The organism is Shimia aestuarii (assembly GCF_022814865.1).
In the GTDB taxonomy this organism is placed as follows: Bacteria; Pseudomonadota; Alphaproteobacteria; order Rhodobacterales; family Rhodobacteraceae; genus Shimia; species Shimia aestuarii_A.
Genome location: NZ_JAKVRD010000004.1, coordinates 12,173 through 35,303, shown reverse-complemented (window position 1 = coordinate 35,303; position 23,131 = coordinate 12,173). Strand labels below are relative to the sequence as shown.

24 protein-coding genes are annotated in these 23,131 nt (G+C 61.4%); 11 read left to right on the top strand and 13 right to left on the bottom strand.

The features are described from left to right. Positions 1 to 18: 18 nt before the first annotated feature. From MK745_RS05455 to mraZ, 4 genes are read right to left on the bottom strand one after another with little or no spacing between them, the layout of a single operon-like run. Entirely contained in the window at positions 19 to 1,803 is a 1,785-nt protein-coding gene (locus tag MK745_RS05455; protein ID WP_243612266.1) for a peptidoglycan D,D-transpeptidase FtsI family protein, read from the bottom strand. Further along, the gene (gene ftsL, locus MK745_RS05450) at positions 1,800 to 2,141 is read right to left on the bottom strand and encodes a cell division protein FtsL (protein ID WP_243612265.1); all 342 of its coding nucleotides are present in this window, start codon (positions 2,139 to 2,141) and stop codon (positions 1,800 to 1,802) included. Before ftsL ends, MK745_RS05455 begins: the two co-directional genes overlap by 4 nt. Continuing rightward, positions 2,141 to 3,142, bottom strand: a complete 1,002-nt coding sequence (gene rsmH / locus MK745_RS05445; RefSeq protein WP_243612264.1) for a 16S rRNA (cytosine(1402)-N(4))-methyltransferase RsmH — start codon at positions 3,140 to 3,142, stop codon at positions 2,141 to 2,143. The genes ftsL and rsmH overlap by 1 nt, the downstream gene beginning before the upstream one ends. A gap of 3 nt (positions 3,143 to 3,145) precedes the next feature. Beyond that, a complete protein-coding gene (mraZ, locus tag MK745_RS05440; protein WP_243612263.1) occupies positions 3,146 to 3,670 on the bottom strand; it encodes a division/cell wall cluster transcriptional repressor MraZ in 525 nt (174 codons plus the stop codon). A 679-nt stretch (positions 3,671 to 4,349) separates the two neighbouring features. On the opposite strand from mraZ, the gene MK745_RS05435 reads away from it, so the two are divergent. The 7 genes from MK745_RS05435 (at position 4,350) to MK745_RS05405 (ending at position 10,899) form a co-directional block, all read left to right on the top strand. After that, positions 4,350 to 4,832: an NUDIX hydrolase gene (locus tag MK745_RS05435; protein ID WP_243612262.1), complete on the top strand. Its 483-nt coding sequence runs from the start codon at positions 4,350 to 4,352 to the stop codon at positions 4,830 to 4,832. Positions 4,833 to 4,914: 82 nt separating this feature from the next. Further along, on the top strand, positions 4,915 to 5,370 hold the full coding sequence (locus MK745_RS05430; RefSeq protein WP_243612261.1) for a DUF1178 family protein: 456 nt from the start codon (positions 4,915 to 4,917) through the stop codon (positions 5,368 to 5,370). A 16-nt stretch (positions 5,371 to 5,386) separates the two neighbouring features. Beyond that, positions 5,387 to 6,031: an SDR family NAD(P)-dependent oxidoreductase gene (locus tag MK745_RS05425; RefSeq protein WP_243612260.1), complete on the top strand. Its 645-nt coding sequence runs from the start codon at positions 5,387 to 5,389 to the stop codon at positions 6,029 to 6,031. A gap of 104 nt (positions 6,032 to 6,135) precedes the next feature. Next, complete coding sequence (locus MK745_RS05420) at positions 6,136 to 7,374, top strand: aspartate kinase (protein ID WP_243612259.1); 1,239 nt, start codon at positions 6,136 to 6,138, stop codon at positions 7,372 to 7,374. 58 nt (positions 7,375 to 7,432) lie between these two features. Then, a complete protein-coding gene (gene ptsP / locus MK745_RS05415) occupies positions 7,433 to 9,685 on the top strand; it encodes a phosphoenolpyruvate--protein phosphotransferase (protein WP_243612258.1) in 2,253 nt (750 codons plus the stop codon). Positions 9,686 to 10,042: 357 nt separating this feature from the next. Further along, positions 10,043 to 10,297 carry a hypothetical protein gene (locus MK745_RS05410; protein ID WP_243612257.1) on the top strand — a complete coding sequence of 85 codons (255 nt, stop codon included), beginning with the start codon at positions 10,043 to 10,045 and terminating at the stop codon, positions 10,295 to 10,297. A gap of 320 nt (positions 10,298 to 10,617) precedes the next feature. Further along, positions 10,618 to 10,899, top strand: a complete 282-nt coding sequence (locus tag MK745_RS05405; RefSeq protein ID WP_243612256.1) for a hypothetical protein — start codon at positions 10,618 to 10,620, stop codon at positions 10,897 to 10,899. Positions 10,900 to 10,906: 7 nt separating this feature from the next. Here MK745_RS05405 and MK745_RS05400 read toward each other — a convergent pair whose 3' ends face one another. Both MK745_RS05400 and MK745_RS05395 read right to left on the bottom strand, forming a co-directional pair. Continuing rightward, positions 10,907 to 11,683 carry an EcsC family protein gene (locus tag MK745_RS05400; RefSeq protein WP_243612255.1) on the bottom strand — a complete coding sequence of 259 codons (777 nt, stop codon included), beginning with the start codon at positions 11,681 to 11,683 and terminating at the stop codon, positions 10,907 to 10,909. Between the two features lie 31 nt (positions 11,684 to 11,714). After that, the gene (locus tag MK745_RS05395) at positions 11,715 to 12,212 is read right to left on the bottom strand and encodes a GNAT family N-acetyltransferase (RefSeq protein WP_243612254.1); all 498 of its coding nucleotides are present in this window, start codon (positions 12,210 to 12,212) and stop codon (positions 11,715 to 11,717) included. A gap of 81 nt (positions 12,213 to 12,293) precedes the next feature. Between MK745_RS05395 and MK745_RS05390 the strand changes: the two genes are divergently transcribed. Continuing rightward, the gene (locus MK745_RS05390; RefSeq protein ID WP_243612253.1) at positions 12,294 to 12,899 is read left to right on the top strand and encodes a flavin reductase family protein; all 606 of its coding nucleotides are present in this window, start codon (positions 12,294 to 12,296) and stop codon (positions 12,897 to 12,899) included. Positions 12,900 to 13,022: 123 nt separating this feature from the next. Here the strand turns inward: MK745_RS05390 and MK745_RS05385 are convergent, their stop codons facing one another. After that, complete coding sequence (locus tag MK745_RS05385) at positions 13,023 to 14,687, bottom strand: SulP family inorganic anion transporter (RefSeq protein ID WP_243612252.1); 1,665 nt, start codon at positions 14,685 to 14,687, stop codon at positions 13,023 to 13,025. 232 nt (positions 14,688 to 14,919) lie between these two features. On the opposite strand from MK745_RS05385, the gene MK745_RS05380 reads away from it, so the two are divergent. Both MK745_RS05380 and MK745_RS05375 read left to right on the top strand, forming a co-directional pair. Next, on the top strand, positions 14,920 to 15,795 hold the full coding sequence (locus tag MK745_RS05380) for an S-methyl-5'-thioadenosine phosphorylase (RefSeq protein WP_243612251.1): 876 nt from the start codon (positions 14,920 to 14,922) through the stop codon (positions 15,793 to 15,795). Beyond that, positions 15,792 to 16,421 (top strand): LysE family translocator, encoded by a 630-nt coding sequence (locus MK745_RS05375; RefSeq protein ID WP_243612250.1) that lies wholly within the window; start codon positions 15,792 to 15,794, stop codon positions 16,419 to 16,421. Before MK745_RS05380 ends, MK745_RS05375 begins: the two co-directional genes overlap by 4 nt. 17 nt (positions 16,422 to 16,438) lie before the next feature. Here the strand turns inward: MK745_RS05375 and MK745_RS05370 are convergent, their stop codons facing one another. Further along, positions 16,439 to 16,612 (bottom strand): hypothetical protein, encoded by a 174-nt coding sequence (locus MK745_RS05370; RefSeq protein WP_243612249.1) that lies wholly within the window; start codon positions 16,610 to 16,612, stop codon positions 16,439 to 16,441. Positions 16,613 to 16,912: 300 nt separating this feature from the next. Between MK745_RS05370 and MK745_RS05365 the strand changes: the two genes are divergently transcribed. Then, on the top strand, positions 16,913 to 17,455 hold the full coding sequence (locus MK745_RS05365) for an adenine phosphoribosyltransferase (RefSeq protein ID WP_243612248.1): 543 nt from the start codon (positions 16,913 to 16,915) through the stop codon (positions 17,453 to 17,455). 115 nt (positions 17,456 to 17,570) lie between these two features. On the opposite strand, the gene MK745_RS05360 is transcribed toward MK745_RS05365, so the two are convergent. From MK745_RS05360 to thrC, 5 genes are all read right to left on the bottom strand, one after another. Further along, positions 17,571 to 18,980, bottom strand: a complete 1,410-nt coding sequence (locus MK745_RS05360) for an FAD-binding oxidoreductase (RefSeq protein ID WP_243612247.1) — start codon at positions 18,978 to 18,980, stop codon at positions 17,571 to 17,573. A gap of 26 nt (positions 18,981 to 19,006) precedes the next feature. Continuing rightward, positions 19,007 to 19,819 carry an MBL fold metallo-hydrolase gene (locus MK745_RS05355; RefSeq protein WP_243612246.1) on the bottom strand — a complete coding sequence of 271 codons (813 nt, stop codon included), beginning with the start codon at positions 19,817 to 19,819 and terminating at the stop codon, positions 19,007 to 19,009. 66 nt (positions 19,820 to 19,885) lie between these two features. After that, a complete protein-coding gene (locus tag MK745_RS05350; RefSeq protein ID WP_243612464.1) occupies positions 19,886 to 20,476 on the bottom strand; it encodes a GNAT family N-acetyltransferase in 591 nt (196 codons plus the stop codon). Continuing rightward, positions 20,476 to 21,741, bottom strand: coding sequence for a M16 family metallopeptidase (locus tag MK745_RS05345; protein WP_243612245.1), 1,266 nt, complete (start codon positions 21,739 to 21,741; stop codon positions 20,476 to 20,478). The genes MK745_RS05350 and MK745_RS05345 overlap by 1 nt, the downstream gene beginning before the upstream one ends. Beyond that, positions 21,738 to 23,126: a threonine synthase gene (gene thrC, locus MK745_RS05340; protein ID WP_243612244.1), complete on the bottom strand. Its 1,389-nt coding sequence runs from the start codon at positions 23,124 to 23,126 to the stop codon at positions 21,738 to 21,740. Before thrC ends, MK745_RS05345 begins: the two co-directional genes overlap by 4 nt. Positions 23,127 to 23,131 lie beyond the last annotated feature (5 nt).

The following is a 23,131-nucleotide window of genomic DNA, read 5'->3' as shown; positions in this document are numbered from 1 at the left end:
CTGCCCTTATGCCGCGGGTTAATTCGATGTCAGGGTTATATCAGCCAACGAGGCGGGTTCAATCTCGGGGCGCAGGCCAAGGAGCGGCGCGACGCGGCGGATCATCTCGGCGGCAACGGGCACAGCGGTCCATCCGGCGGTGCGACGCGGCTCGGGGCCGGAGGTCTCAACCGGCTCGTCCAACGTCACCACGAGCACGTATTTGGGATCATGCGCGGGGAAGATCGAAGCGAAGGTCGCGATCACCTTTTCATCGTAGTAGCCACCACCCTGCTCTTTCGGCTTGTCGGCGGTGCCGGTCTTGCCGCCGACGGCATAGCCGGGCACTTCGCCAAAGGAGGCGGTGCCATCTGTCACCACCTGCCGCAGCATCTTGCGCGCGGCGCGGGAGGCGGCTTCGGACATGACGCGCGGGCCGTTCTGGGGGGCATTGCGCTTGAGGAGGGTCGGCTTGATCGCCTTGCCGCCATTGGCAATCGCCGCGTAGCCAGCGGCAAGGTGCAGTGGGCTCGACGAGAGACCGTGGCCATAAGAGATCGTCATCGCGGAGAGTTCGGACCAGTTCGGCGGCAGAAGCGGTGTGCCGCCGCTCGCCTCGACCAATTCAAGCGGCGTTGCTTCGAGGAAGCCGAGATTGCCGAGGAATTCCTGTTGCCGCGCGACGCCGATCTGTTGAGCGAGACGAGCGGTGCCGATGTTGGAGGACTTCACGATCACCTTGGTGAGCGACAGTTCGGAGCCATAGTTGTGGAAGTCGCGGATGCGAAACTTGCCCCAGCGCAGTGGCCCCTTGGTATCGATCATCGTCTCGGGGTTTGCGAGGCCGAGATCCATTGCCTGCGCGGCCGTGAAAATCTTGAAGGTGGAGCCGAGTTCATACACCCCTTGCACCGCGCGGTTGAAAAGCGGGCTATCAGAGGCGTTGCCTTCGGTCGGGGGGCGCGGACGGTCGTTCGGATCGAAGTCAGGCAGGCTCACCAGCGAGATCACCTCGCCAGTATGAGCATCCATGAGAACCGCCGCCGCGCCTTTGGCGTTCATCAGCTTCATCCCGCCGTAGAGCACACGCTCGGCGGCGGCTTGCACCGTGAGGTCGAGCGACAGGGTCAGAGCCTTGTCACCATTTGCCGGATCGCGCAGCACGTCGTTGAAATGTCGTTCAACCCCGGCAACACCTGCGAGTTCGGCAGCGCGCACGTCTTCCTTGCGGAAGCTCGCGCCGCCAAGGACATGGGCCGCAAGGTGGCCGTTGGGATAAAGGCGCATCTCGCGCGGGCCGAACATCAGACCGGGATCGCCGATATCATGCACGGCCTGTTTTTGCTCGGGGCTGAGTTTCTTCTTGATCCACATGAACTTGCGGTTGCCGGAGAAGCGTTTGAAGAGCTTCTCTTCGTCGAGGTCGGGAAAGACCTTGACCAGTTCGCGGGCCACATGGGCCTTGTCGATCATGTGGTGCGGTTGCGCATATAGCGAGTAGGTCTCGAGGTTGGTCGCAAGGATGCGGCCCCGACGGTCGACGATATCAGCGCGTTGGGACGTAATCATTGAACCGGACACCGTTGCGCGCGGTTCTTGCGCCTCGGAGAAGGAGAGCATCGCCATGCGCGCGCCGACCACCGAAAAAAGCGACAGGAAGACCACGGAAAGCACCAGAAGGCGGCCCTCAGCACGCAGACGCGACGTCTGGCGCATGGCCTCGTGGCGCAGGCGAATGTTCTCACGCTCGATCGCGTCTGGGTTCTCGCCCGTCTCACGTGCCGGGAGAATGCGGGCCAAGGGGCGCAAGGGGGTGCGGGTCATTGATCGTCTCCATCAGAAGAGACATCCACGGCACCGCTGAAGTCGAAATTGACCGGCGGATAGACGACCTGATCGACGCGGCCGAACTGATCCGGGGTCAGCGGCAGAAGTTGCAAACGATCATAGTTAATGTCTGCCAGATCGCGCAGTCGTCCGGGGCGGTTGAGATAGGCCCATTCGGCCTTTAGCACAGAGAGCCGCGCGCGGGCGGTGCCGATCTCGCGCTGCAGGCGCTCGGTCTCGTTGATCACGGCCTGGGTCTGGTAGTTCTCACGGTAGGCCCACACGGCGAGGCCGATTACGGCAAGCGCGGTCAAAAGGAAGATCATTGAGCGCATCAGGGTCGTCCTTTCGTCTGTTGGGTTTGGGGCATGCCGATTTCGCGTGCGGCGATCTCGCCAGCCGGGGCATCAGTGCGGCGCGCCACGCGCAGCTTGGCCGAACGCGAGCGCGGATTGATCGCAAGCTCGTCTTCGTCGGGGCCAACGGCCTTGCGGGTTAGCAGCTCGAAGGCGGGTTTTTCCTGTTCGATTTCAGGGGCGTAGCGGTTCACGTTGCCCTTGCGCCCGGCGCGGGACTGCATGAAGCGTTTAACCATGCGGTCCTCGATCGAATGAAAGGTCACGACCGCCAGAAGGCCGCCCGGCGCAAGTGCACGCTCGGCGGCCTGCAACCCGCGATAGAGCTCGCCATATTCATCGTTCACCGCGATGCGCAGGCCTTGGAAGGTGCGGGTCGCGGGGTGGGACTGGTTCGGTTTGGGGCGCGGCAGGCAGGATTCCACGATTTCAGCAAGCGCGAGTGTCGTGGCAATCGGGGCCTCGGCGCGGGCGCGGACAATGGCGCGGGCGATGCGGCGGCTGGCGCGTTCCTCGCCGTAGTGGAAAATGATGTCGGCCAGTTCCGCCTCGTCGGCCTCGTTCACCAGATCGGCGGCGGAGGGACCATCCTGCGACATGCGCATGTCGAGCGGGCCGTCGCGCAGGAAGGAGAAGCCGCGCTCGGCGAGGTCGAGTTGCATGGAGCTCACACCGAGATCGAGGACCACACCATCAAGGCCAGTCGCATATTCATCCATGCGAGAGAACACGCCCTCAACCATCTCGATCCGGTCGCCGTAGTCACCGACCCAATCGGCGGCCATTTCGAAGGCCAGAGGGTCACGATCCACGCCGATGACCTTGGTTGCGCCGGCCTCAAGCAGGCCGCGCGTGTACCCACCGGCGCCAAACGTGCCATCGAGCCACGTGCCTTGCACAGGCGCGACGGCTTTGAGGAGAGGCGCAAGAAGAACGGGAATATGGGGTGCAGATGCGGGGGCGTCGGGCCGGTTCGACATACCTTAGATCCCCTCGTCCCCACCAAGATAGATGGACGGATCCACATCCGGATCGAAGTCGTCATCAGCTTCGAGCTGTTCCATCTGGTTGGCGTCGTATGTCTCGGGGCGCCAGATTTCAAAGGTGTCGCCCTTGCCCGCGAAAAACGCCATGCCGTCGATGTCGATTTTGTCCCGCAGATCACGGGGCAGCACGAGGCGGCCCGTTTCGTCGACGCTCGCCTCGGCGGTCTGGGTCATGTAGAGCTGCGAGAGCGCGATGCGGCGCTTGGTGCCGCGCCCCATCTTCTTGATACGGGCATAGACATCATTCATGGCCTCGACGGTAAAACACTCGAGGTAGTCGCGGCTCGGGCCGCCGTAGACGATGTAGAGATTGGGGTTGTCGCCGTTCTTCCATTCTGGGTCACCAGCTTCGAGCACACGACGGAACTTGGCCGGGATCGAGACCCGGCCCTTCGTATCCACCTTGTTGCGGCTCTCGCCTATGAACATCAGCGCCACGGTTTGGCCTTTCCTGCCCCTCACGTTTCGCATCCCGGAAACGAAACGGCGGATAGAGCTGCTGCCACTGCCCTATCCGCCGCCCTCGTCCCGCGTTGCGGGGTGTCCGACTGCGCGCGCCACCTGGGGGGATGTCTGCTCGCCCGCGCGCCGGATCTCTTGCTTCGATGAAAGCGGGTGCCTGTATGAAACCTGACTTTGGGAGTTCTTATTCGGGGTCTTTATCGCCCCTTTGATCCCGTCCTCATCGTGTAATCAGGTATGACATGGGATTTCTTGGGAAACAACAAAAATATACGCCAACCGAGACTATATATTGTCGAGAGGCATCCTGAAAAACAACATCCTGTATCCAAATGGCCCCAGCCCAACACAATATGTAGATATTAATACCGCACCTTAAGCGACATATAGATGCAGAGCATGGAGACCCAAGCCGACCCATATTTTCCCTGATTTTTTCGACATCCCCTTACCCAGACCGACATCAATCTTGTCTTTCCGGCTGTTTTTCAGAGATTTCCCATGACCTCAAGCCCAAGTGATTCGCCATCTGATCCCCCCTTATGTACAGCAGGCCCATAGTTTCCCATGAACCGCGGATCCGGGGACAAGAGACAATTCCTTTGGCGTTGTGGCACCGTCTGTCGTATCCTTGTCTCAGACCAAGAGTAACTTGGCCGAGCAGAACAACACGGCGGTTATGACGATTCACGTACCGAAGCAGCATCCGATCAACCTTCGAGCGGCGCGTAAGACGGATTTGCGCTCGCAGTTCGGGGCGCTTGTCTATCGCATCCGCAATGGCAAGACGCAGGTGTTGCTCATTACCTCGCGCAAGACCAAGCGCTGGATCATTCCCAAGGGCTGGCCCATGTCGGGCTATACCGCACCGCAGGCTGCGGCGCAGGAAGCATGGGAAGAAGCCGGGGTCCGCGGCAAGGTGCATGATTTTCCGCTCGGGTTCTATTCCTACACCAAAGAGATCGAGACGCGTGGCGGCCTGATGCCGATGCCGGTTCTTGTCACTGTCTATCCGGTCAAGGCGCGGAAATGCGTGGCCGATTTTCCCGAGGCGGGACAGCGGCGCCAGAAATGGATGAGCCCGAAGAAAGCAGCCTCGCTTGTACGCGAAAAGCACCTTGCCAAGATGCTTCGGGATTTCGACGCACGCATCCTGCGGTAGCGCGCTTTCGCTTGAACGGTGTCCTGCCGCGACCTATCTTAACCGGCACAGCCGGGACAGGATCCGGCACAGGAAACACGAGATGATCCAATACACTCTCAAATGCAGCCAGGATCACCGCTTTGATAGCTGGTTTCAGTCGGCCGACGCTTTTGACAAGCTTCGGGCGTCAGGCATGATTGTGTGTGCCGTCTGCGGCGATAGCGCGGTGGAGAAAGCCATGATGGCACCGCGCGTGCGCCCCGCGCGCAAGTCGGCAGCCCCTGAACAACCTCAGCCGACGCAAGAGAACGCCCGCCCGCTGGCCGCTCCGACAAGTGAGGCCGAGAAGGCATTGGCCGCGCTCAAGAAGACCGTCGAAGAGAATTCCGACTACGTCGGCAAGAATTTCGTCAAGGAGGCGCGCGATATGCACCTCGGGGCGAAACCCGAACGCGCGATCTATGGCGAGGCCAAGATCGAAGACGCCAAGGCGCTGATCGAAGAAGGGGTGCCGGTTGCGCCCCTGCCCTTCCGCGCGACGCGAAAATCCAACTGAATTTCGGGAGACCTCTATGCAAGTCGTGATTACGGGCGCCAATCGGGGCATTGGCCAGGCGCTCGACCAACGCTATCGCGCACGCGGCGCGGATGTGACGGGCACCTCGCGCAAGGGCGGGGAATTCGTGACCCTCGACGTGACGGACCCAGCCTCCTTCAGCGGGTTGACCCGCGCTCTCGATAGCCGCCCGGTGGATCTTTTGGTGTGCAACGCGGGGGTCTATCTCGACAAGGGAGAGAGCCTTGCAGATGGGTATCCAGCCCAGATGTGGGCGGATACGATGGCGGCGAATGTCACAGGCGTGTTCCTCACAGTGCAGAATCTTCTGGCGAACCTGCAACTTGCCGGGGCACCGAAGATCGCCATTCTCTCGAGCATCATGGCGTCAGACGAACGCGCGCCCGGCGGCTCTTATATCTATCGCGCTTCCAAGGCGGCGACGCTCAATCTTGGACGAAACCTTGCAGCGGATCTGCGCCACATTGGGATAGCGGTCGGAATCTATCATCCGGGTTGGGTGACCACGGATATGGGCGGCGCGGCGGCCGATATCGGCGTCGATGAGAGCGCGGATGGCCTTGTGGCGCGGTTCGACGCACTCTCACTCGAGACGACCGGATGTTTCCTCTCGTATGACGGGACGCCGATTGCCTACTGAGCATGCGACTTTTAGCGCAATCATAGGGGTTTGGCGCGCATGTGCGCTTGCCTCAGCCGCGGCTTGCGCGTAAACCCCGCGCAACTCAAGGCCAAGGAAGACCCATGCCCGTTCTCGTGATGAAATTCGGAGGCACCTCCGTCGCGAACCTCGACCGTATCCGGCGCGCCGCCAAACGTGTGGGCGTCGAAGTGGCCAAGGGCTATGACGTGATCGTCATCGTGTCGGCCATGTCGGGCAAGACCAACGAGCTTGTCGGCTGGGTCAACGAGACCTCCCCCCTGTTCGATGCGCGCGAATATGATGCGGTCGTGTCCTCGGGCGAGAACGTCACGGCGGGGCTCATGGCGCTGACGCTTCAGGAGATGGACGTTCCGGCGCGCAGCTGGCAGGGCTGGCAGGTGCCGGTCAAGACAACCTCGGCCCATAGTCAGGCGCGGATCGAGGACATCTCGCCGGACAACATCACCGCGAAATTCAACGAAGGTATGCGCGTCGCTGTAGTTGCCGGGTTCCAAGGGATCAGCCCCGAGGGACGGATCACCACGCTTGGCCGGGGTGGGTCGGACACGACCGCCGTGGCCTTTGCCGCCGCCTTTGGCGCGGAACGCTGCGATATCTATACGGATGTGGATGGGGTCTATACCACCGATCCGCGTGTCTCGGCCAAGGCGCGCAAACTTGATAAGATCGCGTTTGAAGAGATGCTTGAACTGGCCTCTCTTGGCGCCAAGGTTCTGCAGACGCGCTCGGTCGAACTCGCCATGCGCTATAAGGTGCGCCTGCGGGTGCTCAGCTCTTTCGAGGAACAATCCGACGAGGCAGGCACGCTCGTTTGCGATGAGGAGGAAATCATGGAATCCAATGTTGTTGCCGGTGTCGCCTTTAGCCGTGACGAAGCCAAGATGACCCTCATCTCGGTCGCTGACCGTCCGGGCATCGCCTCGATCATCTTCGGATGCCTGTCGGACGCGGGCGTCAATGTCGACATGATCGTGCAGAATATCTCGGAAGAGGGGCGCACGGATATGACCTTTTCGCTGCCGACCGATCAGGTGGGCCGCGCGGAAAAGGCACTTGGCGAGTTGAAGTCGTCGGGCGGGCTGAACTTCTCTGACCTCGACACCGAGCTTGATGTCGCCAAGGTCTCTGTGGTCGGGATCGGCATGCGTTCTCAATCGGGGGTTGCAGCCAAGATGTTCAAGGTGCTGAGCGATGAAGGCATCAACATCAAGGTCATCACCACCTCGGAAATCAAGATTTCCGTGCTGATTGATCGAAAATACATGGAACTCGCGGTCCAAGCCCTGCATGATGCGTTCGAACTTGAGAAAGCAGCCTGACGGCGCTGCATCTTTGTCATGCGCAGCCGTCAGCGGAATTTGCAACTGATGGGCGCATATGTCTGAAAGCACGGAAAGCGAGAGCCGCAAGCTCCTGGGACGTCTGCGCGAAGCACTCGCAGAGGACAGCGCCGGGCAGGAACGGCTCGACAAGATCACGCACCTGATCGCCTCGTCGATGGGGACGGAAGTGTGCTCGATCTACCTTTTCCGGGACTCTGAGACGCTCGAGCTTTGCGCCACGGAAGGCCTCAAGGCGGAATCCGTGCACCAGACACGACTGCGGGTTGGCGAAGGCCTTGTCGGGCGCGTCGCGAAATCCTCGCATATCATCAACACAGCGGATGCGCCGAAGGAAAAAGGCTTTCGCTACATGCCGGAGACGGGCGAGGAGATTTATTCCTCGTTCTGCGGCGTGCCGATCCAGCGGCTTGGCGAGAACCTTGGCGTGCTTGTCGTGCAGTCCAAAGAAGCGCGGGATTTCTCGGCGGATGAGACTTATGCACTCGAAGTCGTGGCGATGGTCCTGGCCGAGATGACGGAACTTGGTGCCTTCGTCGGTGAGCATGATGCGATGCAGGCCCGCCACCGCCAGTCGGTTCTCATCAAGGCGGGCAGCGCGCAGGAAGGCACGGCGGAGGGGCATGTCTGGCTCCACGAGCCGCGCGTTGTTGTCACGAACCCGATCGCAGATGATCCCGAGACCGAGTTGAAGCGGCTTGACGAGGCGGTCGATACGCTGCGTGTCGGCGTCGACAAGATGCTCGAAGGCGCAGCGGGCGGAGACAAAGAACAGCTTCAGGTACTCGAAGCCTATCGCATGTTCGCCAACTCCAAGGGTTGGATGAAGCGGATGCAGAGCGACATCGCACGCGGCCTTTCGGCCGAGGCGGCGGTCGAGAAAGAACAGAGCACGGCACGGGCGCGGATGGAACAGGTCACGGATGCCTACCTGCGCGAACGTCTGCATGACCTTGATGATGTGTCGAACCGCCTGCTGCGTATCCTGACCGGACAAGGCGCGCAGACGGGCGCGGAGCTTCCCGCCGACCCAATCCTTGTCGCGCGCAATATCGGCCCCGGTGAATTGCTTGAATATGGCCGGTCACTACGCGGGATCGTGCTTGAAGAAGGCTCGGTCGGCTCGCACGCGGCCATCGTGGCACGGGCGCTCGCGATTCCGCTCATCATCCATGCGGACCGGATCACCACCGAGGCGCTCAATGGCGATCATATCATGGTCGATGGCGACCAGGGGATCGTGCACCTGCGTCCCGATGAAACTGTGGTCAATGCCTTCCGCGACAAGATCGCAATGCAGGCCGAAGCGCAGGAACGCTATGCGTCGATCCGCGACAAGCCGGCGACAACGCTCGACGGGGTGACCATGTCACTTACCATGAACGCTGGCCTGATGGCGGACCTGCCGAGCCTCGAAGGGTCAGGCGCGGAGGGCGTTGGCCTTTTCCGCACCGAGCTTCAGTTCCTCGTGCGCAGCCAAATGCCCAAACGATCCGAACTGTCGGCGCTTTATGCGCGGGTGATGGACGCGGCCAAGGGCAAGCGTGTGGTGTTCCGCACGCTCGATATCGGGTCAGACAAAGTCCTTCCCTATATGACGCCTGAGGATGAACCGAACCCGGCGCTCGGCTGGCGAGCGATCCGCGTCGGTCTCGACAAGCCCGGCGTGATGCGTATGCAGCTTCAGGCGCTGTTGCGTGCGGCGAATGGGCGGCCCCTCTCTGTCATGTTCCCCTTCATCGCGCAGTATGAAGAATATACCCGCGCCGTCTGGGAGATGGAGAAAGCCAAGGAGCGCGAACGCAAGCTCGGCCACCCCCTGCCCGAGAAGCTCGATCTCGGGGCGATGCTCGAGACGCCGAGCCTTGGCTTTGCGCCGCAGAAGTTCTTTGACGAGGTTGGGTTCCTGTCGATCGGGGGCAATGACCTCAAACAGTTCTTCTTTGCCGCCGACCGCGAAAACGAACGCGTGCGCAAACGCTATGACACACTCAATGTCAGCTTCCTGACATTCCTTGAGGGGATTGTCGCGCGCTGCAATCACAATGCGACACCGCTTAGCTTTTGCGGCGAGGATGCGGGGCGCCCGCTCGAGGCGCTATGCCTTGCAGCGATGGGGCTGCGCACGCTGTCGATGCGCCCTGCGTCCATCGGGCCGGTGAAGAACCTGTTCCGCCGGGTGAACCTTGCCGAGGTGCGCCAAGTCATCATCGACGCGCGCGACCAGGGCGAGCAATCCGTGCGCAAGCCGGTCAAAGACTATCTCGCCTCCCAAGGGATTATCGTCTAGCGCGGTCTTCGAAGACGTTTTCTCCTTCCATCCGATCCGAGTATTCGCGCGCGCCATGTCGAAGTGGTGCGGCTTGCGTGTGTTTTGGGCCGGGTTTTCTCACGTAATCCATCGCGCTTCGAGCACGCCTCTGTGAAGGCCGTGTGAAGCCCCAAGACTTGAAAAACGAAGGGCGGTTAACGCACCTGTCGATCTTCGCGATTTTCTCTCATTTCAAGCCCCCGAAGACCGGAAAAAAGGTCTCAATCTCTGACACAGTTCAGTGATTCAGCGTGTTTTGAAACTTCGCATTGCGACCCACAGATAGGGTGCAGATCACAAACGATCCCAAACACAACACACGAAAGGAAATACACTATGAAACGCACTCTTACCGCCCTCGCAGCCCTGACCGTCCTCGCCACCCAAGCCGGCGCAATGGTTTCCTCCAATGACGCCAACATCGCACGCGACTCGCTCTATGGCGCTTCGGTCGCAAGCACCACTGGCGACCGCGAAACCGTGTCGCTTGAAGGCTATGTCAGCGGCGAAGATCGCACCGCTCTGGGCCACGAAACCAAGACCGTCAGCGTCACCACCTTTGAAGGTGTCGGCTTCTCCCGCGTCCGCTAACGACGCGAGTCGCAGCCCTAAGCTGGCCCGAGGCAGCACTGCCTCGGTCACCTGCTTGTGCACAAAGACACACACATGTGCGCTGACGCGGTATTCGTCGTGCCAGCGCTCAGGAACGCGGCTCGGGACACGTCCCGGGCCGTTTCTTTTTGCCCATGCTCCAGAAAGAAATGCCATGCGGCAGCGCGCACGCCGCGCGTGCCCTGACGCACTCGAGAACACATATCAGTGAGTGAGCGTGTTTGGAAAAAATCCGAAGGTGGCACAGATCAGAGTCAGATCGGAGACGATCCGAACCAACTATGGAAAGGAGACCAGTCATGACTCGCTTTATGATCCCTATTGCAGCCCTCACCTTGCTTGCGTCGCAGGCAGGCGCAGCCAGCGCCATCAACAACGGTGGCCCCGCCTATCCGGAGACTCCGCGAGATCTGATTTTCGTGACCTCTGTTGAAGGGCAAACCGGTGATATGGAGCGTCTCGAGAAAGACGGCTATGTCAGCGGCGAAGACGGTGTCTACCTGCGGGATGGCCTCCTCATCGTCGAGACCTTTGACGAGATGTCGAAGATCGACGTGGACGCCAAACCGCGCCTCAAGTGACGCGGCCTCAGGTTTCGCCAGCGGGAAGAACACGCTGGCGGAACGCGCCGACAAGCTGGTCATGGGGCATTTCTGTCTCTATGGCCAGCTTGCGCAGACCGAAATGCACATGCGCCATATCCCGGTAGTAGCCGAGGTAGGCGCTATTGATCGCAGCCCCCGTCGCAGCCCCGAGAAGCGGGACCGCCTGGGCCGCGAGCTTCTGTCCAAGGACAGAGGCCAGACGCGGCGCGATACGCGCTATTAGCGCTTGCATAGAGCCACTGCCGAGCGCCACGCGGGCGCCCAAGAAGGAAAGGTCCGCACCATCATCCTGCGCCAGCGGCCCGGCAGCTCCGAACACTTGAACACAATCGAAATGGACATTCTGCGAGGACGGGTCAAAACCGAGCCGCGCAGCTTCGCCTTGGATTTCGCGCAGGAGCACCACGACAGTCACAGGCACTTCCGCCAGGGCCGTGGGCGCCCCTCCGAGCCCTCCTGCAGCGCCAAGGGCCCCTGCCAGCACGCGATTGAACCAGTCCGGCTCCCAGGATGTCGCCCCGCGCGAGGCATGGGCGAGACGCATCGCTTCGCTCAGGGCGCGCTCCGTCGCCCCGTCGAGCCGTCCACGCAATCGTGGTGGCAACTGCTGAAAAAGCCCTTCCGCCTGCAGGCCCAGCGCATTCAGGAGGTCAAGGCCAAAGGATCCGGCCTCGCGATAGCGCGTGCAAAGCCGGTCCAATTCGGCCTGAGGGTCCACCGCCGCGGCGGGATCGAGCAGATCAAAATGCGTTTTTGCCATGCAAGATAGATTGGGACGGCAAGGCGATCCGTCAAGCGTCCGCCATCAGTACCGAACGCACCTTACCGTGCACACCGTCCCAAGCGCCCCCCAGAAGAGCGCGCCCCAAGACGCGGTCCGGATTGGTCGGAGGTGGCATTTCGACACCCTCGAGACGGGTAAAACCGAAGCGGCTGTAGTAAGGCTCATCGCCGACAAGCATGACCCGCGCCCAGCCAAATTCCGCGGCCCGCGCAAGGCTTTCATTGATGAGAAACGCGCCGAGGCCTTCGCCTTGCCGGGTCGGGTGCACTGCCACTGGGCCTAGGAGAAGTGCATCGCTGTCGCCGACGCGCACCGGCCAAAACCGGATTGCACCACCGACAATGCCGCTCTCATCCCGCGCGACAAGACAGAGCTCCGGCACCGGCGGCACGCCATCACGTAGCCGATAGGACGAGAGCGCCTCGCGCCCCGGCGCGAAGCACAGGTCATAGAGAGCCTCGACCTCCCACCAATCCTGCGCGCTTTCCTCTGTCAGCCGTAGCACCCGCCCTGCCCCACATTTTTTCGTGGCTCTTCGCCTAGCACGGCGCTAGGTCTTGGGCAAACCTATAGGAAAGCGCGAAACATGTTCTACAAGCCAGAAGACGGCCATGGCCTGCCACATAACCCGTTCAACGCCCTCATCACGCCGCGCCCGATCGCGTGGATCTCGACGCAGGATGCGGACGGCCTGCGCAATCTTGCCCCCTATTCCTTCTTCAACGGCACAGCTTATGTGCCACCGCAAGTGATGTTCGCGACGACCGGCGCCAAGCCCGATCAGGACGGCACCAAGGACACGCTCGCCAATATCCGGGCGACGGGCGTGTTCTGTATCAACGTGGTCGAAGAGACGATGCGCGATGCGATGAACATCTCAACGACGGGGTTTGACAGGGACGTGGACGAATTCGAACGTGCAGGGCTTGAAGCGGCACAATGCGAGACGATCGACTGCCCCCGCCTTGTCGGTGCGCCTGCGAGCCTTGAGTGCCGGGTGACCGAGATCATCAAGATCAAAGGCGAATTTAACCATGTGGTGCATGGCGAAGTCGTGGGCATACATCTGCGCGATGATTGCCTGAAAGACGGAATCTTCGACATCACGACCTTCCGCCCGCTGGCTCGGCTCGGCTATCGCGACTACTCGGTCGTGGACAACACGTTTACGCTCGCCCGCCCCGACGACTGACCCCTCTCTTCCTCTTGCTGGAAATATCCCCGCCGGAGGCAAACTCGCAGGCAGCGGCCCCCGAAAAGGGGCTGCTGACGAGATATCATGCGCGCCCCGCAACGCGGGGCGCACACTTCGGGATCAGTGACCGCCACCGAGGATGCCGGTTTTGACGGAGTAGTCTACGGCGATCTCGTATTCGGGGTCATCGTCGCTATCGACCATGAGATGCCCTGCCTTCGCGAGAAGCTGATGGCAGTCGCGGCTCAGGTGGCGCAATTGCACGGTCTTGCCCGCCGCCTCGTATTTCGCCGCCAGCGCCTCGATCGCCTGAAGCGCGGATTGGTCGGCAACGCGGCTATCGGCAAAATCGACCACTACGGTGCCGGGATCTCCTGCGATGTCGAATAGCTCGAGAAAACCCTCGGACGAGCCAAAGAAGAGCGGCCCTTGCACCTGATAGACCTTTGCGCCTTCAGGAGTGGTATAGCTCTTGGCGTGGATGCGGCGCGCGTTCTGCCAGGCATAGGCGAGCGCGGAGACGATCACACCGACGACGACGGCCACGGCAAGGTCTTCCATCACGGTGACGACGGTCACAAGCACGATGACGAAGGCATCGGTCAGCGGCACCCGCGCCATGATCTTGAAAGAGTTCCATGCGAAGGTGCCGATCACCACCATGAACATCACGCCGACAAGGGCGGCGAGAGGGATTTGCTCGATCAGCGGGCTCGCCGCGACGATGAACAGCAGCAGGAAAAGCGCTGCGGCGATGCCGGCGATACGCGTGCGGCCACCGGATTTCACGTTGATCATCGACTGGCCGATCATGGCGCAGCCGCCCATGCCGCCGAAGAAGCCGGTCAGGATATTGGCCGAACCTTGCGCGATGCATTCCTGGCTCGCGCCGCCGCGCTTGCCGGTCATTTCGCCAACGAGGTTCAGGGTCAGCAGGCTTTCGATGAGGCCAATCGCGGCGAGGATCACGGCATAGGGCAGGATGATCCAAAGTGTTTCGAGCGTGAGCGGCGCAAGCGGTGTGCCGTAGATGCCGACGCCCTCGCCAAAGGGGATGTGGAACATCGGGAAGCCACCTTCGATCGAGGCCATGTCACCGACGCGCGGCACATCGAGGCCAAGACCGATCACCACGAAGGCGGTGATGGCGATCCCAGCGAGCGGCGCAGGGATAACCTTGGTCAGTTTCGGCAGCAGCCATATGATCCCCATGGTGAGCCCGACAAGCCCGAGCATGGTATAAAGCTGCAACCCCGAGAGCCATTCGCCGCCCGACATACCATGGCCATCGCTGACCATGCTGCCCGGTACTTTGAATTGGCTCATCTGGGCGAGGAAGATCACGATGGCGAGGCCATTCACGAAGCCAAGCATCACGGGATGCGGCACGAGGCGGATGAACTTGCCCCAATGCATGGCCCCGGCGATAACTTGCAAAATCCCCATCAGCACCACGGTCGCGAACAGGTATTCCACACCGTGTTCAGCCACCAGCGCCACCATCACCACCGCCAAAGCACCGGTCGCGCCGGAGATCATCCCCGGTCGCCCGCCGATCAGAGCGGTCACGAGACCCACGAGAAACGCCGCATAAAGACCGACCAGCGGATGCACGCCCGCGACAAAGGCAAAGGCCACAGCTTCGGGCACCAGCGCAAGCGCCACGGTCAGCCCCGAGAGAAGCTCCGTCTTGATACGCCCGGCGGTAAAGCCCTCGTCCTGCATCAGGGAAAGGTTGGGCGGGGAGATGTTCTTGGCCAGAAGGGCCAAAGCTGCGCGTCTCATGTAAATGACCTGTCAATTTCGGGATGGGTTCGCGGCTTTGGCCCTAAAGGAACTCGGCCTGTGGCGCAAGGCGCAGAGGCATTGGCGCAGGGCGGTATGGCGACGCAGCAGGTCATCCGCTGCGGCTTTTCGGGCAATCCTGCCCGCGATGACGCGGTTTTCAGCGTCGCGACGTTGCCAAGCAGGTAAAGGCGGGCCAAGAATGGGCGCAACAGACCAACAGGAGACGAACATGGGCGAGACGATGATCGCCGTCATTGGCGGTTCGGGCATTTACGATATCGACGGGCTGGAAGATGCCAAATGGCAAGACGTCGAGACCGGCTGGGGCGCACCGTCGGATGCGATTCTGACCGGAGTTCTGGATGGGGTCCGCATGGCCTTCTTGCCCCGACACGGGCGCGGCCACGTGCATACGCCAAGCTCTGTCCCTTACCGCGCCAATATCGCCGCGCTGAAGCAGATCGGGGTCACGGACGTGATTTCGGTCTCCGCTGTGGGCTCATTTCGTGAAGAAATGGCGCCGGGCGATTTCGTCATCGTGGATCAGTATATCGACCGCACCTTTGCGCGCGAGAAGAGCTTTTTCGGCCCCGGCCTTGTTGCACATGTAAGCGTGGCGCATCCGACCTGTCCACGGCTTGGGGCGGCTTGCGCAACCGCAGCCGAACAAGCCGGGATCACCTTTCACAAAGGCGGCACTTATCTCGTCATGGAAGGGCCGCAGTTCTCGTCACTGGCGGAGTCAAAGATGTATCGCGAGAGCTGGGGCTGCGATGTGATCGGCATGACCAACATGCCCGAGGCAAAGCTCGCCCGCGAAGCCGAGCTTTGCTACACCTCGGTCGCGATGGTCACCGACTACGACAGTTGGCATCCCGAACATGGCGAGGTCGATGTCATGGAGATCATCAAGACACTGACCGGAAACGCCGAAAAAGGCCGTGAGCTCGTGCGTCGCCTGCCTGCGATCTTGGGCGCGGAACGGGCGCCGTGTCCGCATGGTTGTGATCGGGCGCTGGAATATGCGATCCTAACCGCCCCCGAGGCCCGCGACCCGCAAGTTGTCGAGCGCCTTAAGCCGATCGCCGGGAGGGTTCTTGCATGAGTTTCGAAATCTGGCTGGCTTTCGTGGCCGCATCGACGGTGCTTCTCATCATTCCCGGGCCAACGATCCTCTTGGTGCTGTCCTATGCCCTGAGCCAAGGGCGCAAGGTGGCGCTCGCGACGGCGGCGGGGGTTGCGCTTGGCGACTTGATCGCGATGACGGCCTCTCTTCTGGGACTGGGTGCAATCGTGCTCGCCTCGGCCACGGCCTTTACAGTGCTGAAATGGGTCGGTGCGCTTTATCTCCTCTGGCTCGGCTACAAGATGCTGCGCAGCGCGGGCCATGCAGACGCGCCGGATCTTCTTGCCACACCGGAACGCGCCTCGCCCCGCATCTTTGGACATGCGGCGGCCGTCACTGCGCTCAACCCCAAAAGCATCGGCTTCTTCATTGCTTTTGTGCCGCAATTCCTTGACCCCACACGCGCCATCACGCCGCAATTCGCGGTCATGATTGCGACTTTCGTCGGATTGGCGGCGCTCAATGCGCTCGCCTATGCGCTTCTTGCGGATAAGCTCCGCACCCGGATCGCCCGGCCTTCGGTCATTCGTGGCCTGACGCGGGCGGGGGGTATAACGCTGATGGGGATGGGGGTTCTCACGGCAACGCTCAAGCGGGCGGCCTGAAAGAGAGAACGGCGGGATCAATCCCCGCCGTTTTCCTTCATGAAATCACGGATAAACCGGCGAATTTCGCGCGCCGCGCTGGTGTCCATGTCCTTGCACAAATCCACGAACGCATCACGCTCGGCCTTGTCGAGGCGTAGGACCAGTTGGCTGTCCTTTTTTGCGGCTTTCTTGCCGTCTTTCTTGCCCATTTTATCTTTTCGCGCCTGAGTGATTGACGTTTTTGTAAAGCGAATGTATATACATGCCATATACAAGAGCTACACGTTCTTACCGAGGCAGTATTGGAAAGGAAAGAGAAAATGACCCTGTTGACCGCAAAAACCATTCTCGTGCGTGATCGGATGGACTGGCACAAGCCGCATCTGAACTGGATGTCGAACTCTGTCTACCGCTTCCTGCGTCGTCGCAGCCAGTAACCGATCGCCCTGCCCTCTTGCGTAGAGGCGCGGCATCAGTAAAAGCTGAGGCCGACCAGCAAGGGGACCAACATGGGCAAGAAAAGCAACGACGTCAGGGACTACATCCGCACTATCGTGGATTTTCCGCATGAAGGCATCATGTTCCGCGATGTGACGACGCTCTTTGCCGACCCGCGCGGCTTTCGCATGGCCATTGACCAGATGTTGCACCCGTTCGCGGGCGAGCGGATCGACAAAGTGGTCGGGCTTGAAGCGCGAGGCTTTATCCTTGGCGGCGCAATCGCGCATCAGCTTTCGCTCGGCTTTGTGCCCATTCGCAAGAAGGGCAAACTCCCCGGCACCACTATCTCGCAGGACTATAAGCTCGAATATGGCGAGGCGATCGTCGAAATCCACGATGACGCCATTGAGCCTGGCGAGAAGATCCTCGTCGTCGACGACCTGCTTGCAACGGGCGGCACTGCCGAGGCCGGGATCAAGCTTATCGAGCGGCTTGGCGGCGAGATCGTTGCCTGTTCCTTCATCATCGACCTGCCCGAACTTGGCGGACGTAAGAAACTCGAAGAGATGGGCGTTAATGTCTCGGTTCTGTGCGAATTCGAGGGTCTGTAAAGACTTCTGAAAGGTTTTGCGTGCCAGATGTGCCTGTCGGTCGGGAGCCGACACTCGCTTGCACGATCATGGTGATCGCGCCCCGTCCTCATTTCAGGGCGGGGCGTTTCCCTTTTCAGGGTAGAACGACGCCCGGATTCATGATGCCGTTGGGATCGAGCGCCGTCTTGATCGCCCGCATCGCCGCGAGCTTGGCAGGATCGCCGTAGTTTTGCAGATCGCCGGTCTTGAAGCGACCGACACCGTGTTCCGCACTAAATGAGCCGTCATACGCGGCGACGAGATCATGAACGAGGGATTTGACCGCCGCGCGCTGGTTCTCATATTCGGCGCGGTCGCGGCCCGTGGCGGGAAAGACGTTATAGTGCAGGTTGCCGTCGCCCAAATGCCCGAAACAGTTGATCCGAAAATCTCCCAGAGCGGCGAGCTTCTCTCCGGCCTCGGCGACAAACTCCGGCAGCGCAGAGAGCGGCAGGGAAATGTCGTGGCTGCTGATCGAGCCAATGCGTTTGTTGGCGACGGGGATATGCTCGCGCAGGGACCAGAAATCGCCGCGTTGCCCTTCGCTTTGAGCAATCAGCCCGTCCTCCACCAGCCCGGCGTCAAGTGCGGCGGCGAATATCGCTTCGAGCGCGTGCTCTGCGCCTTGCGACATGCCGAGTTCGACCAGCACCATCCATTCGGGCGTCTCCGAGAAAGGCTGGCGGATGTCCGGGAGGGTGTCGCGCACGAACTCCGGCCCCTGACGGTGCATGATCTCAAAGGCGGAGACCGCTTCACCCACGTGATCGCGGGCCAGTTCCAGAAGGCGCAGGGCGGCGGCGGGATCCCTCACCACCATGAGCGCGGTGCCACGCGAGGCGGGGCGCGGCGCAAGCTTGAGAGCGGCGGCGGTGATGATGCCGAGCGAGCCTTCGGAGCCGACGAGGAGACCGCGCAGGTCATAGCCGGTATTGTCCTTGCGCAGCCGGGTCAGACCGTTCCAGATGTCGCCCGTCGGAAGGACGGCCTCAAGCCCAAGACAGAGGTCGCGCGTATTGCCGTAGCGCAGGACGTTCACGCCGCCTGCATTGGTTGCGAGATTGCCTCCGATACGCGCCGTGCCTTCGGCGGCAAGCGAGAGCGGAAAGAGACGGTCGGCCGCCTCAGCGGCGGCCTGCACATCGGCAAGGATTGCGCCGGCCTCGGCGACAAGTACATTTTCGAGCGGATGTACGGCACGAATACGGTTCATTCGTTCCAGCGACAGGATAAGCGGCGCAGGGCCTTCCGGCATGATCTGTCCGCCGACAAGCCCGGTGCCGCCGCCATAGGGCACGACGGCCACGTGGGCGGCGTTACAGGCGGTGACGAGGATCGAGACCTCCTCGACGCTGCGCGGCAGGGCAAGGGCGGCCCCCGCCTGCCCCTGATATCGGCCACGCGGTTCCTCAAGGTAGCGCGGCTCAGGCCTGCGCAACGTATCAGCAGGAAGCTGCTTGGCGAGGGTGTCGAGAAACGGGTGGGAAACGGGCGTAAGACTCATGTCCGCATCTCTAGCATGCGCGCCCTTCAGGGGTCACGTAGGAAGCGCGGCCGAAGCACGTGGATCGTCGGGCGTTCTGGGAGGGTGCGCAGAGAAACCGCGATCTCGCTCGCGCCATCGCGGACGATCTCATAGTCGCGTGACATGCCTTCGAGAAAGGCATCGAGCGTCCAGCCTTGAAACCAGTGCATCGGGATCACGATGCGCGCCTTCATCTTTTGCAGAACGCGGATCATCGACGGCAGGTCGAGCGTCAGCGTGCCGTCCACGGCTGCCATCACCACATCCATACGGCCAAGAGCAGCATATTGGGCCGGGGTTGGTTCGTGATGCAAGTGACCAAGGTGCGCGATGCAGAGGCCTGCGGCCTCGAAGACAAAGATCGAATTGCCATGCGCCTCGACCGCGTCGCCGCCGCGACGGATATCGGTCGGTACGTTGCGCACGAGGAGCGAGCCGAGATCGAGGTGGTGATCGGCTGGGCCTCTCCCCTGCCCCCAGCCTTCGAGCACATGCCGGATCGCGGGGTCTGGGGCGTCGGTGTAGTGGGTCTCATGAGCGTGGTTCATGGTCACCACGTCGGGGATCAGGTCGGTATTGCCGATGAAGCCCGTGTAGTCCGTCACCGCTGACACCCCGTCATCGGTCTGAATCAGGAATGAGGCGTGCGCGATATAACTTAGCCGGACATGGTTTGCCTCAAGCGGGTCGCGGAAACTCGCCTTGTGGAGATAGGCAAGCCCCCCGGCATCAGCGAGCGCGATACAATGGCTCGGGCGACGGTCCTCAGCGCGGGCCATACCGGCAACCAAGAGGCACAGAAGGATCAGGCGGATCATGTCAGGCTCCTTTCGGGCGAAAGGATAGCATGGGGACACGTGTTGGCGGATCAAATTTGTGTAAGGCTAGGCCTGTCCGACGAGTGTCCGGCCACGGCGATCGCCGCGCAGTGCCGCATAAAGGACATGGGTCCGCCAGCGGCCATTGATCTGCAGATAACTCTGGGCGACACCTTCGTACTTGAAACCCGATTTCTCGAGCACCCCGCGCGACGCGGTATTCTCGGGCAGACAGGCGGCTTCGATCCGGCTGAGGTCCAACTGCGTGAAGGCGTGATGCACGACGGCTTCGATGGTCTCGCGCATGTAGCCTTGGCGGGTATGCCGCTCGCCGATCCAATACCCAAGTGTCCCTGCCTGCGACGGGCCACGGCGGATATTGTCGAGGGTAATCGCCCCAAGGAGCATTTCGTCAGAGCGGCGCACGAGGAACAGGGGCATGGCGGTGCCGCCACTGATTGCGCGCTGAGCCCAATAGACCCTGTTGGTAAAGCTCTTGCGGCTCAGATGATCGGCCGACCAGGACGGCTCCCACGGAATCAGGAAATCCGCGCTTTCGCTCCGCAGGCAGGTCCAAGCCCGAAAATCTCCGTGCAGAGGGGGGCGCAGAGTCAGGCGCTCCGTCTCGATGCGGACCTTCCGCCGCCCCAAGAGCATCAGGCGGCGCACCGCAGGTCTTGCAGCGTCGCCAGATCGGGCGCGGCAGAGACAGGACCATAGAGCGCAAGCGCAGGGCGGGCCTCGACGGCCATATGTTCGGCAAAGCGGCGCACATCGGCATCGGAAATCCCGTCGATCCGTTCGACCGTTTCCTGAAGCGTGGGCACATAGCCCCATATCGCCAGAAGCCGCGCAAGACGTTCGGCACGGCTCGACGGGCTTTCGAGCCCCATGAGAAGACCGGCTTTCATCTGGATTCGTGCGCGCGCGATTTCCTTGGCGCTCATACCTTCGGCAGCGCGCTTAAGCTCTTCGATGGTCACACGGCACAGATCGGCGATTTGAGATCCGGAAGTGCCCGCATAGATCGTCATCATACCGGTATCGGCATAGGCCCCGGCCTGCGAATAGATCGTGTAGCAGAGACCGCGGCGCTCACGGATTTCTTGAAACAAGCGCGAGGACATGCCGCCACCGAGGGCTGTGGCATAGATCTGTGCGGTATAGATATCCGGGTCGCAGTAGTCGGGGCTTTCAAAGCCAAGCGCGAGATGGGCTTGCTCGAGGGTCTTCTCGGTGCGGTATTCGCCGCCAACGAAGCGCGCAGGATCAAGCGGCATGGCCCGCCCGCCCTTGAGATGCCCGAACATCTCTTCTGACAGGCGCACGATCATGTCGTGATCGACTGCACCCGTCGCTGCGAGCACCATGTTCTCGGGGCGGTAGTGCTCGGAAACGAACCCTGCCAGATCCTCGCGGCCAAAGGCACGCACGCGTTCTTCGGCGCCGAGAATGGTGCGGCCAATCGGTTGATCCGGGTAGGCACGCTCCTGAAGCCAGTCAAAGATTACATCGTCTGGCGTATCAAGCGCCTGACCGATTTCCTGAAGGATCACACCGCGTTCAACCTCAATCTCGTTTTGGTCGAACACCGGGTTGAGAACGATATCGCCAATCACGTCGAGCGCCAGCGCCACATCGTTCTTCAGGACGCGCGCGTAGTAGGCGGTCACTTCGCGGCTCGTATAGGCGTTGATATAGCCGCCCACGTCCTCGATCGCCTCGGCGATATCAAGCGCACTGCGCCGCTTGGTGCCCTTGAACGCCATATGCTCGAGGAAATGCGCAATGCCGTTCTGCGCGCGCCGTTCGTGGCGTCCGCCGGCATTGACCCAAATGCCAATCGAGGCCGACTCGAGGCCGGGCATATGCTCGGTCACGATGCGAAAGCCATTGGCGAGGGTATGAAGCTGTGTGGTCAACGTGAAGCGATCCGGTCTTTGATAAAGGTGGTCAGGTGGGCGAGATCGTTGGGCACCCGTGTCACGCGCTCGGGCTTGTCCATCATGTCCGCCATGTGCGGCGGCAGAGCGGGACGTGCGCCCATCGCCTCTTCCACCGCGTCGGGGAATTTGGCCGGGTGCGCCGTGGCAAGCGTGATCATCGGGGTCTCCCCGAGATTCTCGTTTGCGACCTTTACCCCAACTGCGGAATGGGGGCAAAGCACTTCCTCGCAATGGGCATAGGCCCAAGTGATCGTCGCGCGGGTCTCATCCTCGGAGGCGCGGCCCGATGAGAAATGCTCGCGCAGGGTTTCCATCGCGCCTTGGCTTACGGTGAAGGCCCCGGATTTCAGCTCGTCCATGAGCTGAGACACGGCGTTGCCATCACGACCATAGGCGTCGAACAAGGCGCGCTCGAAGTTTGACGAGACCTGAATGTCCATCGAGGGCGAAATCGAGGGCGTCACACCTTCCTTGGTATAGGCCGAGGTCTCCATCGTGCGATGCAGAATGTCGTTCTGGTTCGTCGCGATCACCAGGCGATCAATCGGAAGGCCCATCTTCTTGGCGATGTAGCCCGCGAAAATGTCGCCGAAATTGCCGGTCGGCACCGTGAACGAGACCTTACGGTACGGCGCACCGAGGGCGGTCGCGGTGGTAAAGTAATAGACGACCTGCGCCAGAACGCGCGCCCAGTTGATCGAGTTCACCCCGGCGAGGCGCACGCCATCGCGGAAGTCAAAATCGTTGAACATGTCCTTGAGACGGGCTTGGCAATCGTCGAAATCCCCATCGAGCGCGAGGGCGTGCACATTGGCATCCTCGGGTGTCGTCATCTGCTTGCGCTGGATGTCAGAGACGCGGCCATGCGGGAAAAGGATGAAGACGTCGACATTGTCGAGGCCGCGGAAGGCCTCGATCGCCGCCGAGCCGGTATCGCCGGAGGTGGCGCCGACAATGGTCACGCGTTCATTGCGGCGTGCCAGCGAGAACTGAAATAGCTGCCCGATGAGCTGCATTGCGAAGTCTTTGAACGCCAACGTCGGGCCGTGGAACAGTTCCATCAGGAAATGGTTGGGGCCAAGCTGCACCAGCGGTGCGCGGGCGTCGTGGCGGAACCCTTCGTATGCGCGTTCGATGATGCCCTTGAATTCGTCGTCGGTGAAGCTGTCGCCGATGAAGGGTTTCATCACGCGAAAGGCGGCCTCTTCGTAAGACAGGCCCGCGAGCGCCGCAATCTCGTCCTTGGTCATGGTCGGGATGGTTTCGGGCACGTAAAGGCCGCCATCGCGCGCGAGGCCGGTCAGCATCGCCTCTTCGAAGGTCAGTTCGGGCGCGTTGCCGCGGGTAGAGATGTATTTCACGGGAC

Bases quoted from the DNA above. Each gene is read 5' to 3' on its own strand.
- MK745_RS05455 (WP_243612266.1), bottom strand. From the start codon at position 1,803: ATGACCCGCACCCCCTTGCGCCCCTTGGCCCGCATTCTCCCGGCACGT.
- ftsL (WP_243612265.1), bottom strand. From the start codon at position 2,141: ATGCGCTCAATGATCTTCCTTTTGACCGCGCTTGCCGTAATCGGCCTC.
- rsmH (WP_243612264.1), bottom strand. From the start codon at position 3,142: ATGTCGAACCGGCCCGACGCCCCCGCATCTGCACCCCATATTCCCGTT.
- MK745_RS05435 (WP_243612262.1), top strand. From the start codon at position 4,350: ATGACGATTCACGTACCGAAGCAGCATCCGATCAACCTTCGAGCGGCG.
- MK745_RS05430 (WP_243612261.1), top strand. From the start codon at position 4,915: ATGATCCAATACACTCTCAAATGCAGCCAGGATCACCGCTTTGATAGC.
- MK745_RS05425 (WP_243612260.1), top strand. From the start codon at position 5,387: ATGCAAGTCGTGATTACGGGCGCCAATCGGGGCATTGGCCAGGCGCTC.
- MK745_RS05420 (WP_243612259.1), top strand. From the start codon at position 6,136: ATGCCCGTTCTCGTGATGAAATTCGGAGGCACCTCCGTCGCGAACCTC.
- ptsP (WP_243612258.1), top strand. From the start codon at position 7,433: ATGTCTGAAAGCACGGAAAGCGAGAGCCGCAAGCTCCTGGGACGTCTG.
- MK745_RS05410 (WP_243612257.1), top strand. From the start codon at position 10,043: ATGAAACGCACTCTTACCGCCCTCGCAGCCCTGACCGTCCTCGCCACC.
- MK745_RS05405 (WP_243612256.1), top strand. From the start codon at position 10,618: ATGACTCGCTTTATGATCCCTATTGCAGCCCTCACCTTGCTTGCGTCG.
- MK745_RS05400 (WP_243612255.1), bottom strand. From the start codon at position 11,683: ATGGCAAAAACGCATTTTGATCTGCTCGATCCCGCCGCGGCGGTGGAC.
- MK745_RS05390 (WP_243612253.1), top strand. From the start codon at position 12,294: ATGTTCTACAAGCCAGAAGACGGCCATGGCCTGCCACATAACCCGTTC.
- MK745_RS05385 (WP_243612252.1), bottom strand. From the start codon at position 14,687: ATGAGACGCGCAGCTTTGGCCCTTCTGGCCAAGAACATCTCCCCGCCC.
- MK745_RS05380 (WP_243612251.1), top strand. From the start codon at position 14,920: ATGGGCGAGACGATGATCGCCGTCATTGGCGGTTCGGGCATTTACGAT.
- MK745_RS05375 (WP_243612250.1), top strand. From the start codon at position 15,792: ATGAGTTTCGAAATCTGGCTGGCTTTCGTGGCCGCATCGACGGTGCTT.
- MK745_RS05370 (WP_243612249.1), bottom strand. From the start codon at position 16,612: ATGGGCAAGAAAGACGGCAAGAAAGCCGCAAAAAAGGACAGCCAACTG.
- MK745_RS05365 (WP_243612248.1), top strand. From the start codon at position 16,913: ATGGGCAAGAAAAGCAACGACGTCAGGGACTACATCCGCACTATCGTG.
- MK745_RS05360 (WP_243612247.1), bottom strand. From the start codon at position 18,980: ATGAGTCTTACGCCCGTTTCCCACCCGTTTCTCGACACCCTCGCCAAG.
- MK745_RS05355 (WP_243612246.1), bottom strand. From the start codon at position 19,819: ATGATCCGCCTGATCCTTCTGTGCCTCTTGGTTGCCGGTATGGCCCGC.
- MK745_RS05350 (WP_243612464.1), bottom strand. From the start codon at position 20,476: ATGCTCTTGGGGCGGCGGAAGGTCCGCATCGAGACGGAGCGCCTGACT.